The 15,612-nt window shown below is 67.0% G+C and carries 15 protein-coding genes; 8 read left to right on the forward strand and 7 right to left on the reverse strand.

Going from position 1 to position 15,612, the window contains the following annotated elements:
• The 4 genes from VFW45_14120 to VFW45_14135 all read right to left on the reverse strand — a co-directional run.
• Window positions 1–683: biotin/lipoyl-binding protein (locus tag VFW45_14120; GenBank protein HEU5181921.1), on the reverse strand; the 683-nt coding region annotated here is incomplete at its 3' end.
• A gap of 72 nt (window positions 684–755) precedes the next feature.
• Window positions 756–1,475, reverse strand: a complete 720-nt coding sequence (locus VFW45_14125) for a YIP1 family protein (GenBank protein ID HEU5181922.1) — start codon at window positions 1,473–1,475, stop codon at window positions 756–758.
• A gap of 137 nt (window positions 1,476–1,612) precedes the next feature.
• Entirely contained in the window at window positions 1,613–3,664 is a 2,052-nt protein-coding gene (locus tag VFW45_14130; protein ID HEU5181923.1) for an Rne/Rng family ribonuclease, read from the reverse strand.
• Between the two features lie 256 nt (window positions 3,665–3,920).
• Window positions 3,921–5,096: a M24 family metallopeptidase gene (locus VFW45_14135; GenBank protein HEU5181924.1), complete on the reverse strand. Its 1,176-nt coding sequence runs from the start codon at window positions 5,094–5,096 to the stop codon at window positions 3,921–3,923.
• Between the two features lie 148 nt (window positions 5,097–5,244).
• Here VFW45_14135 and dusB point away from each other — a divergent pair, with 148 nt between their 5' ends.
• Both dusB and VFW45_14145 read left to right on the forward strand, forming a co-directional pair.
• On the forward strand, window positions 5,245–6,240 hold the full coding sequence (dusB, locus tag VFW45_14140) for a tRNA dihydrouridine synthase DusB (protein HEU5181925.1): 996 nt from the start codon (window positions 5,245–5,247) through the stop codon (window positions 6,238–6,240).
• 63 nt (window positions 6,241–6,303) lie between these two features.
• Window positions 6,304–7,086, forward strand: coding sequence for a TerC family protein (locus VFW45_14145; GenBank protein HEU5181926.1), 783 nt, complete (start codon window positions 6,304–6,306; stop codon window positions 7,084–7,086).
• 42 nt (window positions 7,087–7,128) lie between these two features.
• On the opposite strand, the gene VFW45_14150 is transcribed toward VFW45_14145, so the two are convergent.
• Window positions 7,129–7,704: a glutathione S-transferase family protein gene (locus VFW45_14150; GenBank protein ID HEU5181927.1), complete on the reverse strand. Its 576-nt coding sequence runs from the start codon at window positions 7,702–7,704 to the stop codon at window positions 7,129–7,131.
• Window positions 7,705–7,870: 166 nt separating this feature from the next.
• Between VFW45_14150 and VFW45_14155 the strand changes: the two genes are divergently transcribed.
• Window positions 7,871–8,530 carry a sigma-70 family RNA polymerase sigma factor gene (locus tag VFW45_14155; GenBank protein ID HEU5181928.1) on the forward strand — a complete coding sequence of 220 codons (660 nt, stop codon included), beginning with the start codon at window positions 7,871–7,873 and terminating at the stop codon, window positions 8,528–8,530.
• 16 nt (window positions 8,531–8,546) lie between these two features.
• Here VFW45_14155 and VFW45_14160 read toward each other — a convergent pair whose 3' ends face one another.
• Complete coding sequence (locus VFW45_14160; GenBank protein HEU5181929.1) at window positions 8,547–9,173, reverse strand: alpha/beta fold hydrolase; 627 nt, start codon at window positions 9,171–9,173, stop codon at window positions 8,547–8,549.
• Window position 9,174: 1 nt separating this feature from the next.
• Window positions 9,175–10,305: an A/G-specific adenine glycosylase gene (gene mutY, locus VFW45_14165; protein HEU5181930.1), complete on the reverse strand. Its 1,131-nt coding sequence runs from the start codon at window positions 10,303–10,305 to the stop codon at window positions 9,175–9,177.
• Here mutY and VFW45_14170 point away from each other — a divergent pair.
• From VFW45_14170 to VFW45_14190, 5 genes are all read left to right on the forward strand, one after another.
• The gene (locus VFW45_14170) at window positions 10,304–11,233 is read left to right on the forward strand and encodes an NAD-dependent epimerase/dehydratase family protein (protein ID HEU5181931.1); all 930 of its coding nucleotides are present in this window, start codon (window positions 10,304–10,306) and stop codon (window positions 11,231–11,233) included. The genes mutY and VFW45_14170 overlap by 2 nt on opposite strands.
• Window positions 11,234–11,436: 203 nt before the next feature.
• Window positions 11,437–12,225, forward strand: a complete 789-nt coding sequence (locus VFW45_14175) for an enoyl-CoA hydratase/isomerase family protein (GenBank protein ID HEU5181932.1) — start codon at window positions 11,437–11,439, stop codon at window positions 12,223–12,225.
• A gap of 238 nt (window positions 12,226–12,463) precedes the next feature.
• Window positions 12,464–13,498, forward strand: a complete 1,035-nt coding sequence (locus VFW45_14180; GenBank protein ID HEU5181933.1) for a zinc-binding dehydrogenase — start codon at window positions 12,464–12,466, stop codon at window positions 13,496–13,498.
• 26 nt (window positions 13,499–13,524) lie between these two features.
• A complete protein-coding gene (locus tag VFW45_14185; protein HEU5181934.1) occupies window positions 13,525–14,301 on the forward strand; it encodes an enoyl-CoA hydratase-related protein in 777 nt (258 codons plus the stop codon).
• A 40-nt stretch (window positions 14,302–14,341) separates the two neighbouring features.
• Window positions 14,342–15,520 carry a glycosyltransferase family 39 protein gene (locus VFW45_14190; GenBank protein ID HEU5181935.1) on the forward strand — a complete coding sequence of 393 codons (1,179 nt, stop codon included), beginning with the start codon at window positions 14,342–14,344 and terminating at the stop codon, window positions 15,518–15,520.
• Window positions 15,521–15,612 lie beyond the last annotated feature (92 nt).

A 15,612-nucleotide genomic window follows, 5' to 3' on the forward strand; every position in this document is an offset into this window, starting at 1 on the left:
TCGGCCTCGATTTCGGAGAGGTCGGCGATGGTCATCAGCACCGTGCCGGGGTTGTTCATCGTGCCGGTGACGACGTTTTCCCCTTCCTCGATATTCATCACGGTGATCAAGCCGGCGAGCGGGGCGTTGAAGGTCACCTGGCTGAGCATATGGCTGGCGCTGCGCAGGTTGGCTTGCAGACCGACGATGTTCTTCTGAGCCGCGTCTTCGCGCGCCGTCTCGACCTGAACGCTGGTGCGCGCCCGGTCGATGTCCTGGTCGGTGGCGAGGTCGTGCTTCTTCAGCTCGACGAGGCGCGACAGGTCGACTTTCGCCTGCTCCAGGCCGGCCTTAGCCTGCGCCGCGGAGGCCTGTCCCGAGGCGATCGAGGCGCGCAAGGCCTGCACCTGCTCCGCCAGGGGGGCCGGGTCGATCTGCAGGAGGAACTGCCCCGCCTGCACCATGTCACCCTCCGCCACAGAGAGCTTGGTCACCTTGCCGATGGTGCTGGCGCTGATGTTGACCTGCTTTTTAGGCTTGATCTTGCCGGAAGCGGTCACCACGGACTTGATGCGTCGCGTGGCGATCTTCTCGGTCTGGACGGTGACTTTCTTCTTGCGATCGTACTTGAGGTTCACCAGGACCAGCGCGCCGACGACGGCAACGCCCACGACCGCGATGAGGATCTTCTTGCCTCGGGACATGTGCTGCTTACCCCCCTCAACACCTTCCTGCCGCGCCGACCCGAGAACGGGCACGGGCGTGGGACCGGAGCTTCACGAAAAAGCCTGGCGTATCCCGGCGACGATCAGAGCGATGACGGTCAACGCCGAGTACAGCGAAATGGCGGCTTTGCGCGTCCCGACACGGCCGATCATGCCGACGCCGATGGCAAGAACGGCCAGCTGCCAGAGCACGAACAGATCGAAAGCCTGCAGGAAGTGATAGACGAAGGAATCCTCCTCGAGGAACGGAGCAAACGCCGCCAGGGACGTCTCGGGCTTGACTCCCCTGAACAACACGATGCCGGTCGCCACTGCTCCCTGTAGAAGGCCGATGAATCCCACGTGCACCCAGGCCGCCAGGGTCTGCTTGTAGGTGATCTCGCCGCCCAGCAGGATGCTGATCAGCAGATACACGATGCCCGCAGCTGCGAACGTGATGATGGGACCGATGATCACGGTCGAGATTGGCACTATCTTCCCCATCATGGCGATCTGGCGATCGACCTGCTCGGGGGAGAGCTGCGCCGCCCTGGGGCTTTTCTGGAATTCCTGCCGCGTCATCTCCTTGCCCGCGTCGCTATTGAAGATGATCCCCTGAATCAGGGCGGCAAACACGCAGACAACGATCAGCGGAGCGACCCAGACGGGCTTGCGGGCGAGGAACTCGAAGACCTTCGCAGGCGCCACGAAGATGTTGATGATGCGCTGGACAAAGCTCATCGATGCGGGAGCTTCGGTCGCGGACAGGGTTCCCCCCACGGCCTCGGACATTGGATTTTCCCCCCCGACGGTCCCCAGGCGGGCGAGGGGAAGAGCCCTCTCCGCCTTCGGACGTCTCTATTTGGAAGATTTACGCAGATGCCTGCTCCCGTGTTTCAGCCGCCGACCGACTGTCACGGACTTTGAGCCTACCCTTCCTCGCCGGAAGGGGCCTCGCCCCCGGAACCACGGGGCCGCTGCGCCCGCTTGCGCCACCAGAGCCTGCGGCCCCCCCGCTTCGCCGGGGCGGGCGACTCTTCGGAAGCGTCCTGGACGGGAGCCGCCTGGGCCGACGCCGGCTCCGAGGAGATCTCCGAGCGCGGCTCGAGAGGCCGCGGAACGAGGACCTCCTCCTCGTCGGGCAGCGCTTCGGCGCGCACGATCAGGGGCCGGCGCTCCGCGCTGGGTCCCTGCTCGGGACGGCGCTCGCCCTCCTCCGCCTGCCCGGCCCCTTCCATCCTCTCTCCCTGCCCCCGGCGCGAGCGACGGCGGCGACGGCGGCGACGACGCTTTTGGCCCTGCTCCCCTTCCTGCGTCGCTTCTGCCGCCTCGGCAGGCGGTGCGGGCTCCGCTCGCTCGGGCTGCGGCGCGGCTTCGGGGGCGGGGGCCGGCTGCGGGCGGCGCCGCTCCTCGTGCCGGTGGCGGCGCGCTTCGCGCCCCTCGCGCTCGCGCGGCCGGACCTCGACGCGCGGCTCTTCCATCGCCGCGGGCGCCCCTTCGCGGGTGGTCAGCTCGATCTCCGACTGGTGCGGCCTCAGGGTCGGCACCGGCGCGATGGTGATGCGCGTCTTGTAGCGGTGCTCCAGACCCGCCAGGTCCTCGCGCTTCTGGTTCAGCAGATAGAAGGCGACGTCGGGAGGCAGGCTGACCTTCATGGCCGACAGGTCGCCGCGCGGCACCCGCGCGTGGATCTTGCGCAGCACCGCCAGCGCCGCCGACTCGGTGGTGCGCACCAGCCCGTGGCCCCCGCAGGTGGGGCAGGCGACGTAGCTGCCGGCGGCCTTCTCGGCCTTCAGTCGCTGGCGCGAGATCTCCAGCAGCCCCAGCTTGGAGATGCGCGTGATGTCGTACTTGGCCTTGTCGCGCTTCATCGCGTCCTTCAGCGAGCGCTCCACCTCGCGCACGTTCTTCTGGGAGCGCATGTCGATGAAGTCGATGACGATCAGGCCGCCGATGTCGCGGATGCGCAGCTGCCGTGCGATCTCCTCCGCCGCCTCGATGTTGGTGGCGGTGGCCAGGTCCTCGATATTCGACTCCCGCTTCGAGCGGGAAGAGTTCACGTCGATGGCGGTGAGCGCCTCGGTGCCGTCGATGACGATCTCGCCCCCCGACTTCAGGGAGACGCGGCGCTTGTAGATCGTCTCGATCTGCTCTTCCAGGTTGTGGCGGGTGAAGATCGGGCGGTCTTCGGTGTAGAGCTTGAGGATCTTCCGCTTGGCGGGCATCACCTCCTGGAAGAAGCTCATCGCCTTCTCGTACATCTCCTTGCTGTCGATGTAGATCTCGGAGATGTCCTGGGTGAAGTAGTCGCGAATCGTCCGGAGCACCAGGTCGCGCTCCTGGTAGACGAGCGACGGCCAGAGCTGCCCGTCCGACGTCTTCTGCACGTTGTCCCAGAGCTTCAGCAGGTACTTGAGGTCGCGGTGCAGCTCGGTGCGCGACACGTCGTAGCCGGCGGTCCGCACGATCACCCCGAAGCCGTCGGGGACCTTCAGCTCCTCCATGATCTTCCGCAGGCGCTCGCGCTGCTCGGCGTCTTCGATCTTGCGGGAGATGCCGGAGCTGTCGGAGCCGGGCATCAGGACCAGGTAGCGGCCCGGTAGGGAGTAGTACGTGGTGAGGCTGGCGGGCTTGGTGGAGAAGCCGTCCTTGATGACCTGGACCAGGATCTTCTGACCCCGCTCCAGCCGGTCGCGGATGTGCTGCCGGTGGCCGCCCCCGTCCTCGCGCCCCTTCAAAATGGGCACGTTCTTGAAGTTGATCTCGTCCATCGGCAGGAAGCCGGGACGGTCGTTGGAGTAGCGCACGAAGGCGGCGTTCAGGGTGGTGTTGATCCCCTCCACGACCCCGTTGTAGGTATTGCCTTTGATGCTCTCCCGATTCAGAGTCTCGATTTCGAAGGTGTCGAGGACACCGTTCTCCACGATCGCCACGCGGGACTCCTCCGCGTGGGTCACGTTGATCAGCATTGCTTTTGACATGGAACTCCCGGGCAACCGGCTCGACACCCCAGAATGCGGAGCGGAGCCGTCCCATCATCTCGTTGAACCGCCCCGCGTACCGACCATCGGTCCGGGGCGAAACTGCAATCCTTCCGTTCGGGGCCGGCTTCCCCAGCGGGGGCGGCCCTCGCCGTCATCTCGTCGTCGGGCGCCGCCCGCGCGGCAGCACCCGTGGCCGCGCAGTATAGCCGATGCACCCGGCGCCCGCTATCGCAGCCGGACGAGCGCGGCTCCCCTAGCGCACCAGAATGGGGGTGATCCGGTCCTGGACGGAGGTGGTCACCTCGGCGCCTTCCTCAGCGACGAAGAGGTTCACCTCGCTGCGGATGCCGTACTCGGGCAGGTAGACCCCGGGCTCGATCGTGCAGCCGGTCCCCGGGATGAGCCGCCGCTCGTCGCGTGTCTCCAGATTGTCCAGGTGCGCGCCGTTGCCGTGCACCTCGTGACCGACGTTGTGCCCGGTTCGATGGATGAAGAAGCGCTCGTAGCCGCGGTCGCGGATGAAAGCGCGCGCCACGTCGTCGACGTCGCAGCCGCGCAGAACCTTGCCGCTCTTGGCCCCGTCCAGGACGTAGCGGATGGCGGCGTCGCGCGCCCCCGACACCGCCTGCCAGACGTCGTCGTAGCGGGTGGGGACCGTCTTCCCCACGAACCCCATCCAGGTGATGTCGGCGAACACCGCCGATTCCGGCTTCTCGCGGCACCAGAGATCCAGCAGCACCAGGTCGCCGCTGCGGATGGCCGCGCTCTTCCCCTCCTCGGGCATGTAATGCGGGTTTCCGGCATTGGCGTTCACCGCCACGATGGGCGGCTCGGCGTGCAGATCGCGATTGCGGAACTGCTCCATCATGAACTGCTGGATCTCGTGCTCGGTCCGGGTGCGGCCGGAATCCACCGAGGAGGCGATCTCGTGGAAGGTGCGGGCGACGATCTCGTCCAGGTGGCGCGCCGAGCGCCGGTGGGACGCCAGCGCCTCGGGGCTCCAGCGCGCCTCGAAGAACTGCACCAGGTCGGCCGAGGTGACCACCTCGGTCCCGCAGGCCCGGATCAGCTCCAGCGTCCCGCCGTCGACCCGCGACACGTAGGGAATCGCTCCGCCCGGCGAGTATTCCATCGCCACCCGCCGCAGTCCCTTCAGGATCGAGCGCAGGTTGTCCTCCAGCTGGCGCCAGCCGACGTAGGCGACCTTGCGCCCCGGAAGGGAGGCGAAGGCGTGGGCCTCGATGGCGCTGTGCAGCCAGATAGGCTCGCCTTTGACGGGAATCAGGGCGAACCAGCGGCGCGTAATCATCTGCCCGCCCGACAGCCCCGCGACCCGCGCCGCGATGGGATTCAGACCGTGAAAGTCGAACAGGAGCCAGCCATCCAGCTCCGCGCTCGACAGCGCCTTCTGGATTTCAGCGAGATTCATGAGAGCCTCCCCGGGGTTTTCACGTGGGTCATTCTAGCATTTCTCCCCCGCCGCGCCGCCGCACCCCGTGCGCCCCTCACGACCGGGGCTGACGCGGGAGGTCGATTCCGCTATAGTGAGTCCCTCTTTCAGCTTTTCGGAGCCTCTCGTGTCTCGACCCTTCTCCGTCGGCGGCGTCAGCGTGAATCCGCCGCTGATCCTGGCCCCCATGGCCGGCATCACCGACCAGTACTTCCGCCGCATCCTCAAGCGCATCGGCGGGGTGGGGGTGGTGTCGATGGAGTTCATCTCCTCGGAAGCGCTGACCCGCGGCAGCGAGCGCACCCGCTCGATGATGCACTATCACCCCGAAGAGCGGCCCCTGGCCATCCAGATCTACGGCTCCGACGCCGGCCGGATGTCGGAGGCCGCCGCCTACGTCGAGGAGATGGGGGCTGACATCGTCGACATCAACATGGGCTGCCCGGCCAACAAGATCCTGAAGGGATGCTCCGGCGCGGCACTGATGGGGGACCTCGGCCTGGCGGAGAGGATCATCCGGGCCTGCCGTGACCGCGTGCGCATCCCTCTGACGGTGAAGTTCCGTCTCGGGCTGGACGACGGGCGCAGCAACTATCTCGAGCTGGGACGCATCTGTGAGGGGAGCGGCGCCGACGCGGTGGCGCTGCACGCCCGCACGGCGCGACAGATGTTCACCGGCCGGGCCGACTGGGGAAGGATCCGCACGCTGAAGCAGACCCTGTCGATACCCGTCAGCGGCAACGGCGATATCGTCACGCCCGACGACGCGCTGGCGATGTGGCGCGAGACCGGCTGCGACGGCGTCATGATCGGGCGCGGCGCGATGCAGAACCCATGGATCTTCCGGCAGACCGCCGCGCGCTTGCGCGGCGAGGAGCCCGCGCCGGTGACCCTGGCCGACCGGCGCGAGATGATCCTCGGGCACTTCCGGCTCCTGCGCGATCAGGAGGATGAGCGCTTCGCCCTGCACAAGATCCGCACTTTCACCGGCTGGTACACGCACGGCCTCCCCAACGGCCGGCAGCTGCGCCAGAAGATCTCGACGCTCCCCACGGTGGAAGCCTTCATCGAGGCGGTCGAGTCGTTCTTCGAAACCTTCCAGGACGCCACCGCCGCCGCCTGACGCTCCCCCCAATCCCCTGCCCCGGCATGGTACGATGCCCGCCCTTTGACTTCGGGAGTCCGCATGGACTGGCTTTCCGATCCCAACGCCTGGGTCGGCTTTCTCACGCTGGCCGGGCTGGAAATCGTCCTCGGGATCGACAACATCGTCTTCATCTCCATCCTGGTGGGGAAGCTGGAGAAGGAGCGCCAGCCGCGGGCCTACCGCGTGGGGCTGGGGCTCGCCCTGATCTCCCGCATCGCGCTGCTCATGTCCCTGTCCTGGGTGATGGGGCTGACGCGGCCGCTGTTCGAGGTGCTGGGACGGGGGTTCACCGGACGCGACATCGTTCTGCTGCTCGGCGGATTGTTCCTGATCGCCAAGAGCACGCTGGAAATCCACGAGCGCCTGGAAGGCGAGGAGGGAGCGCGCTCATCGCGCGTCGCCGCTTCTTACGCCTCGGTGCTGATCCAGATCATGCTTCTCGACATCGTCTTCTCCCTCGACTCCGTGATCACGGCCGTGGGCATGGTGTCGCACGTCACCATCATGATCGCGGCGGTCATCGTCGCGGTCCTGGTGATGATGATCTTCGCCAAACGGATCGGCGATTTCGTCCACCGCCACCCCAGCGTGAAGATGCTGGCGCTCGCTTTCCTTCTTCTGATCGGCGTCGTCCTGATGGCCGACGGCTTCGGCCATCACGTGCCGAAGGGGTACATCTACACCGCGATGGCCTTCTCCCTCTTCGTCGAGCTGCTGAACCTGCGCGCCCGGGGCCGGAGCAAAGTGGGGCATCCCGTCGAGCTGCGCGAGCCCTACATCGAAGGGGCCGCCGGCGCCGCATCGCAGAAGCGGAAGGCCTGAAGCCCCGCACAGATTTCCAAGGGATCCAAGGCGGAAGGAGACTCAGCCCTTCATCCGCGCGTACCAGGCGCGCACCGCCGGATACTCGGGAGGGATTCCGCGGGGGCTGTACAGCTCGACGCGGGAGAGGCAGGCATACAAAGCGATGTCGGCCAGGGTCGGCCGTGCTCCCAGCGCGAACCCGTCGCCCGCCAGCAGCTGGTCCAGCGCCTCGTAGTGATGGGCCAGCTCGGCCTTTATGAGAGCCTTGCCCGCGTCATCGAGCGCCGCGCCTTTGCCGTCGACGCCGCGGCGCTGGCTCCCCACGAGCGGGATCAACGCCTCGTCCACATACTCCTCGATGATCCAGGCCAGGGCGCGGGAGCGGGCGTCATCCGGGAGGAACCTGCCTCCTCCGTAGCTCTTCACCAGGTAGTTCAGGATGCGGGTGGAATCGTGAATGACCGTCTCTCCGTCCACCAGCACCGGCACCTTCTTCTGCCCCGAAATCTCCTCCACCGCCGAGCGGTCCGAGGGGTCGATTTCGACGCTTTCGTAGCGGACCTCCATCCGGCGCAGCGCGGAGCGCACCTTCTCGCAATAGGGGCAGGCTTCGAAATGATAAAGCTTCAAGGACAACGGGGGCCTCTCTTCCCGGACCGGGCGCCGGGCGAATTATCCACAAAGGATTCAAGGGGATCAACCCTCAGCATGGACCGCCCGGGCCACCCTGGGAGGGGGATGAATCCTTTCCTATCCGATAGCATCTGAAGCTCGGGTAAGGAGGATTGAAACGGAGGAGGTCATGCAGCACGAACGCCCTGCCACGAAGCGAGGTAGCCCCCCGGGTGCCCCCGGGGCGGACGTTCGCCGGGAGGAATTCGAAGCCCAGGCCCTGCCGCATCTGCGGGCGATGCACCACCTGGCGCTGCGCCTGACGCGCAACGACAGGGACGCCGAAGATCTCGTCCAGGATACCTACCTGCGTGCCTATCGTTTCTTCCACCGTTTCGAGCCCGGCACCAACATCCGGGCCTGGCTGTTCCGGATCCTGAAGAACCAGTTCCTCAATCGGGTGCAGCAGCACCGGCTCGAGTCGGGCAACGTCGACCTGGACGATATGCTCGCCTCGGGCGCCGCTCCCGAGTCGGCCTTTCCCCACGTGCAGGACCGGAACCCGGAGCAGGAAGTGATGGCTTCGGTCACTTCCTCGGAGGTCGAGGAGGCGCTGGCGGAGCTGCCGGCCGAGTACCGTCCGGTGGTGACGCTCGCCCTGGTGGACGAGAAAAGCTACAAATACATCTCGAAGGCGCTGCGCATCCCCATGGGCACCGTCATGTCGCGGCTGCACCGGGGACGCAGGCTCCTGCAATCGCGGCTCTACGACTACGTCGCGCACCGTCACCTGGTGGGGCGCGATGCCCTCGCCGAAGCCGCCGGCGCCCGCCGCGAAGTCTCGCACTAGCGTCGAGCGACCGCGATCAGTCCGCGAGCACCTCGTAGAGGGTTTCTTCCAGCGTATCGAGAGCCGAAGTGAAGAGGTGATCGGCCCCCGGGACGATCAGCAGCCTGGCACTCTCCCCCAGCTTCTCCACCAGGCGCCGCAGGTCGTCCGTCGATCCATATTCATCCCGATCTCCCTGCACGATCCGGATCGGCTTGGCAATGGCCTGCAGGAAATCGAAGGACCCGAGCGTCAGGGGCAGTCCAATTCCCACCAGCCGGTCGACGCGGCCATCATCGCCGCAGGCCTCCAACCCGACGCGGGCGCCGAAGGAATAGCCGAGCAGCGTGACCGGAAGGCCCGGACATTTCGCCGCCAGAGTCTCGAGGGCCGCCCGCACGTCTTCCTTCTCCCCCACTCCCCCGTCGTAGCCCCCCTCCGAGATCCCGACTCCCCGGAAATTGAACCTCAAGGTAGCGAATCCGCGCCGGTGAAAGGCCTTCGCCGCGCGGTAAATCACCGGCGAGTGCATCGACCCCTGATAAAGAGGATGCGGATGGCACAGCAGCGCCGCCCGCGGGGGAGGCTCGTGCGGGATTCTGAGGATTCCCTCCAGCACCCCGCAGGGGCCCATCATCTTGATCGTCTCGATTCGTGCGGCCATCTCAGGATCGATCCGCACGCCGCCGCGCCGCGGGCGGTTCTATTTCCAGCAGCGCGAGCAGCCTCGCCGTCAGGGAGCCGTGGGGCAGACGCAGGAGGCGATCGCGCGTGAGCCATCGCGCATGGCTCGGCATCCTCCAGCCCGGCGCCGGCTCCGACAGCTGCGCGGCGCGGGCGCTCACGCGGATCCGGCGATAGGTGATCGTCTGGCTCAGCCGGGCAATCTCCTCTTCGGATTCGATCGCCCGCCCCAGCCGCTGCCTGCCGACGCGACGCAATCCGGCGGCGGCGCTCTCTCCCGATTCCAGGAAATCCCCGGGGAATTCCCACAGCCCTTCCATCAATCCGGGACCGGTGCGCCGCACCATGAGATAGGCCCCGCCATGGCGCACGATCGCCACGGCCGATTCGCGCCTCTCCGCGCGACGGCTCTTCCCGGATTGCGGCAGCTCCTCCTCGATTCCCCTGGCCCTGGCCTCGCAGTCACGCGCGAGAGGACAGCGCGCGCAACGGGGCGAAACGGGCGTGCAGATCAGCGCACCCAGCTCCATCAGGGCCTGCGTAATGTCCGAGGGACTGCCGCATCCCAGAAGATCGCGCGCCGCCTGCTCCAGGCGCCGGCGCACCGCCGCGACGGCGGGATCGCCCCGGAGGGCCAACAGGCGCGCCAGCACCCGCTCGGCGTTGCCATCCAGGGCCGGCTCCGGGCGATCGAAAGCGATGCTGGCGATCGCCCCGGCGGTGTAGCTGCCAATCCCGGGGAGGGCGCGCAGCGCATCCATCCGGGAGGGCAGCCGGCCACCGTGCCGGGCGACGATCTCGCGGGCGGCCGCGTGCAAGTGGCGGGCCCGCCGGTAGTAGCCCAGCCCCGACCAGGCCGCCAGCACGTCGGCCTCGCGCGCCTTCGCGAGCGCCCGCACCGTGGGAAAGCGCCGCACGAAGCGCTCGTAATAGGCGATCACCGTCGATACCTGCGTCTGCTGCAGCATCACCTCGGAGATCCAGATGCGGTAGGGATCGCGCGTGCGCCGCCACGGAAGATCACGGCGATGCCGGTGATACCACGCACCGAGCCGGTGCGCCGCCTTCGCCGCCGAAAAAACCTCCGACCTTTTTTGTATAATCCGCGCCATGCGAATCCTCGTGACCGGTGGTGCGGGCTTCATCGGCAGCCACATCGCGGACGCTTACCTGCGGGCGGGACACCGGGTGGCGGTGATCGACAACCTGGCCACCGGGTTCCGCAAGAATCTCCCTGCCAAGGCGCGATTCTATGAAGCCGACCTACGGAACACAACGTTGATCCGCAAGATCGTGCTCAAGGAGAAGCCGGATATCGTCAACCACCACGCCGCCCTCGCGGAGGTGGTGAAATCTGTGCGCGATCCGCTCCCCACCTTCGAGGTCAATGTCTCCGGGACCGCGGGGCTGCTGTTGGCGTGCGGCGAGGCCGGCATCCGCAAGTTCCTGTTCGCCTCCACCGGAGGCGCAATCTACGGCGAGCCGAAGAAGGTCCCCGCGCCCGAGTCGGAGCCTCCCGTTCCCCTGTCGCCCTACGGTCTCTCGAAGTGGCTGGGCGAGGAAGTCATCCGCTTCTACTCGCGGACGTACGGCTTCCCCTACGTGATCTTCCGCTATCCCAACGTCTATGGGCCGCGCCAGAACCCGAAGGGAGAGGCGGGCGTGGTGGCGATCTTCGCCGGGCTGATGCGCTCAGGGCAGCAGCCCATAATCTTCGGGGACGGGACGAAGACGCGCGACTACGTCTATGTCGAGGATTTGGTGCGGGCCAACCTCACGGCGCTGCGCAAAGGAAAGAACGAGACGCTCAACCTGGGATGGGGAAGGAAGGTCAGCGACCTCGACATCTTCAAAACGCTGGCAAGCGCGATGGGCTTCCGCGACAAGGCGAAGCACGCCCCCTACCGCAAGGGCGAGGTCTACCGCATCGCCCTGTCGGCCCGGCGCGCAAGCAAAGTCCTCGGCTGGAAGCCGGCCGTGACCCTCGAGCAGGGAATCCGCCGCTACCTCGACGCCACCTACCCGACGCTGCGCCGCTAGACCGACAAGGCACGGGCCTGGCGCACCCCCTGCTGGCGCGATGCCTCCACTCGCCAGATCCATGCCGGTCGCGATCTTCGCGGCAATTCCGCATACCGCCCGCGCGTCCGGCACCAGCGTTGACGAAGGCCGCCCCGCGCCGGTACGATTTGGCCTCCTCAGTCCGCGAACGCAGTTCGCTGCGCCCGCAAAGAAAGGAAGCGATGCCGGAAACACTGGTGAACTACCGGGTCGACGGCCCCGTCGCTCTGCTGGAGCTCAACGCCCCGCCCGCCAATACCTACAGCTACGAGATGATGCGGCAGCTCGACGACGCCATCCTGCGGGCCCGCTTCGACGACGACGTGCACGTCCTCATCCTGAGGGGGGCCGGCGACAAGTTCTTCTGCGCCGGCGCCGACATCCGCATGCTCTCCGAGATGACGCCGCGCTCCAAGTACTACTTCTGCCTGCACGCCAACGAGACCCTCAACCGGCTGGAGCAGACACCCAAGCTGGTCATCGCGGCGCTGAACGGCCACACTGTCGGCGGCGGACTGGAGGTCGCCCTGGCCGCCGATCTGCGAATCGCCCGGAGCGGCGGCGGCAAAATCGGCGTCCCCGAAGTCGCCCTCGGGGTCCTGCCGGGCACCGGAGGGACGCAGCGGCTCGCGCGGCTGCTCGGCAGGTCCAAGGCCCTGGAGCTGATGATCGCCGGCAAGACCTTCTCCTTCGAGGAAGCCGCGGCACTGGGGCTGGTGAACCAGATCCTGGAGCCGGAAGGATTCGAGCGCGGGATCATCGAGCAGGCGCATCACTACTGCCCTCCCCGCAAGGCCCCGCTGGCGGTGGGCGCCATCAAGCGCGCCGTCCTGTCGGGCATGGAGAGCTCCTTCGCGGAGGGGCTGGCGCTGGAGCGCGAGCTTCAGCAACAGCTCTTCACCAGCGAGGACGCGAAAGAAGGGCTGGCCGCCTACAAGGAAAAACGCTCTCCGGGGTTCAAAGCGCGTTGAGCATCCTTTCCCGGGACGCGCTGCATGACCTCTCCGGTTCCGGACCGGGCCGCTCCCTGGGTGCCGCCGGGCGGGAGCGAATCCTCCGGGAGCTCACCTTGGACTGGATGATCCGCCGCTTCGAAGCGCTCTACCTGCTGGCGGCCGGCAGGCAGATCCGGTCCTTTGACGGCGATCCTGCAGTCTCCTAGTGTAAGCTTCCACCGCTCGATAATTCTCCTTCCACGAGGAACGCATTTTGCGCGCCATCCGGATCCACGAGCACGGCGGATACGAGAAGCTTCTTCTCGAAGAAATTGCCTCGCCTCCCATGCGCGCCGATGAAGCGCGGGTGCGCATCCATGCCGCCGGGCTGAATCATCTCGACCTGTGGGTGCGCCGTGGGATTCCCGGCGTGAAGTATCCGCTGCCGCTCACGCCCGGCTGCGACGGCGCGGGGGTGATCCTGGAGGTGGGCGAAGCGGTGCGCGGCTTCCGCGCGGGCGAGAAGGTAGTCCTGGCGCCGGGCCTGTCCTGCGGGATGTGCGAGGCGTGCGCTGCCGGCAGCGACAACCTGTGCCGCGAGTTCGGCATCCTGGGCGAGCACCGCGACGGGACTTGTGCCGAGGAGATCGTCGTGCCTGCCCGCAACCTGATCCGGATTCCCGAGGGGCTCTCCTTCGAGCAGGCGGCGGCGATTCCCCTGGTCTTCCTGACCGCCTGGCAGATGGTCGTCGACAAGGCGAAGGTGGTACCGGGCGAGACGGTCGTGGTCCTGGGTGCGGGAAGCGGCGTCGGGTCGGCAGCCATCCAGATCGCCAAGCTGCACGGCGCGCACGTCCTGGCGGTTTCCACCGGCGAAGAGAAGCTCGCCAAGGCCAAAACGCTGGGTGCCGACGAGGGAATCGACCTGTCGCGCGCCGAGCTGAAGGACGAAGTGAAGCGCCTGACCTCGCGGCGCGGCGCCGACGTCGTCATCGAGCACGTCGGCAAGGCGACCTGGGATCAGAGCCTGCTCAGCCTGACCTGGGGAGGACGGCTGGTCACCTGCGGCGCCACCACGGGCGCCGAGGTCTCCCTGAATCTCAGGCATCTCTTTTTCAAGAACCTGTCGATACTCGGCTCCACGATGGGGAGCCGCTCGCGTCTGTTCACCATCTTCCGGCACGTGGAATCCGGGCGCTTGAAGCCCGTGGTGGACCGGGTCATGCCGCTCACCGAGGCGCGCCGTGCGCACGAGCTGTTGGAGGAGCACCAAATCTTCGGCAAGATCGTCCTGTCTCCCCGGCCTTAGTCAGAACTCCCTCGCGAGGTTTTCACGTGGCTTTCATCAACATCGGCTTTTCCGTGCAGGACCGCATCGCCACCGTCACCATCGATCGTCCCGATGTGCGCAACGCCGTGGACGAATCGACCGCCGTCGAGATCGAGAGGGCGCTCCAGGAAGCGGAGGACAGCCGCGACGTGGCGGTCCTCGTTTTCACCGGCGGCGGAGAGAAGGTCTTCGTCTCCGGCGCCGACCTCAAGGACCTGCACCATCGCCGCGCCCGCCAGGTGCTGGAAGCCTGCCTGAACCGCCTCTTCTCGCGCATCGACGGCTTCACGAAGCCCACCATCGCCGCGATGAACGGTCATGCGCTGGGCGGCGGGATGGAGATGGCGCTGGCCTGCGATTTTCGCATCGCCGTCGCGGGAGCGAAGCTCGGCTTTCCCGAGGTCGGTCTGGGGATCCTGCCGGGAGCAGGCGGAACGCAGCGTCTGCCAAGGCTGGTGGGGCTCGGTCGCGCCAAGGAGCTGATCCTCACCGGCGACCCGGTCGACGCGGAGCGCGCTCTCGAGCTTGGCCTCGTGCACAAGGTCGTGCCGCGCGAGGAGCTCGCTGCGGCCACCCGGGAGCTGGCCGAGAAGCTCGCCTCGCGCGCCCCCGTCGCCCTGCGTCTCGCCAAGGCAGCGCTCAACCTCTCGGCCCGGGTGCCGCTCGACTCCGGCCTCGCCTTCGAGGTCCTCTCTCAGACCGTCCTGTTCGAGACCAAGGACAAGAAGGAAGGAGTCAGCGCCTTCCTGGAGAAGCGCAAGCCGCGCTTCCAGGGGGAATGACGATGCGGGCGCCGCCCGGAGCACGGCGCCTGACGGCCGCATGAATCGCGCGATCTTGTCGCGATGGCTGCTCGGCGCCGACGCGATGCTTCAGCGCGCCGGGGCTTGGCGCATTGCCCTGCTGGTGGGAATCGCGGCCCTGGCACTGCGCCTCGCCCGCCTCGCCGTTCATCCCGCCGTGCCCGACGGGGACGAGCGCACCTACATGGCGCTGGCCGGGAGCCTGGCACGCCATGGAAGATTCAGCGTCGATGCGCTCGGTCCCCTCGAGGACCACTTCGGCCCGCTCTACCCGTTGCTACAGGCAGCGATCATCCTGCTGGGCGCATCGAGCCTGCACGCGGGGCTGGCGGTTTCGCTCCTCGCGGGGAGCCTCGCTCCTCCTCTCGTCTACCTGCTCGCCCTCCGGCAATGGAAGCAACCGGCGGCGGCCGCAGCGGCAGGCCTCGCGGCGGTCGTTCATCCGGGCATGATCGGCGCTTCCCGCATGATCTACACCGAGGCTCTCACCTCGGCGCTCCTGCTGCTCGCGGTGCTGTCGGTTTTCTCCCGCCGCCGGCCGGGGTTTCTCTGCGGCTTCGCCCTCGGCCTGGCCGCGCTCACGCGACGAGAGTCGGCATTCCTCGTGCCCTTCTTCATGGCGGCGTTGTGGGCGAACCGTACCGAGCCGGGGCCGCCCCCGCGATGGCGCGAGCCGCTTCGCCTCCTGCTCATCTTCCTTCTGGTCTTCGCGCCCTACCTGGTCTATTTGAGGCTCGCTTCGGGACACTGGACCATGAGCGCCAAGGCAAACTACGCATGGATCGTGGGGCGGCTCATGGAGGAGCGGCCGGACGAAGAGATCACGGTCCAGAGAATCCACGATCTCGAGAAGCAATACCCTACTCCTCTCCATTGGTTTCTCGACCGGCCGCTTCAGACGTTCAAGGGATTGGTCCAATCGGCCCTGCTTCATCTGGGTCTCGTGTTCTTTGGAGCGGGCGCCTGGCCCATCGGGATCGTGGCCCTGCTCGGATTGGCCCGCGCGCTTCTGCACCGCAGCATGAAGCTCTGGCCGCCCTCCCCCCTGCTCATCCCCTTCGTTCTGGTGCTGTTCTGGGCACTGGCCGGTCCGACCCTGCGATATTCGAGGGCGCTCGGTCCATTCGTCTGTGGGCTCGTCGCAGGCCTCCCGGCCAGGAATGGCCGGGCGGATGAAGGTTTGAAAACTTCTCCATAAAGATGGTAAATTGCCGCCGGTTTCAGGCCCCGTTTACAGAATATTCCCACCCCTGACAAGGGTTTAGGCAGCCGATCGGCCCTCGGCGCGGC

The sequence above is a fragment of the Candidatus Polarisedimenticolia bacterium genome (assembly GCA_035764505.1).
In the GTDB taxonomy this organism is placed as follows: Bacteria; Acidobacteriota; Polarisedimenticolia; order Gp22-AA2; family AA152; genus AA152.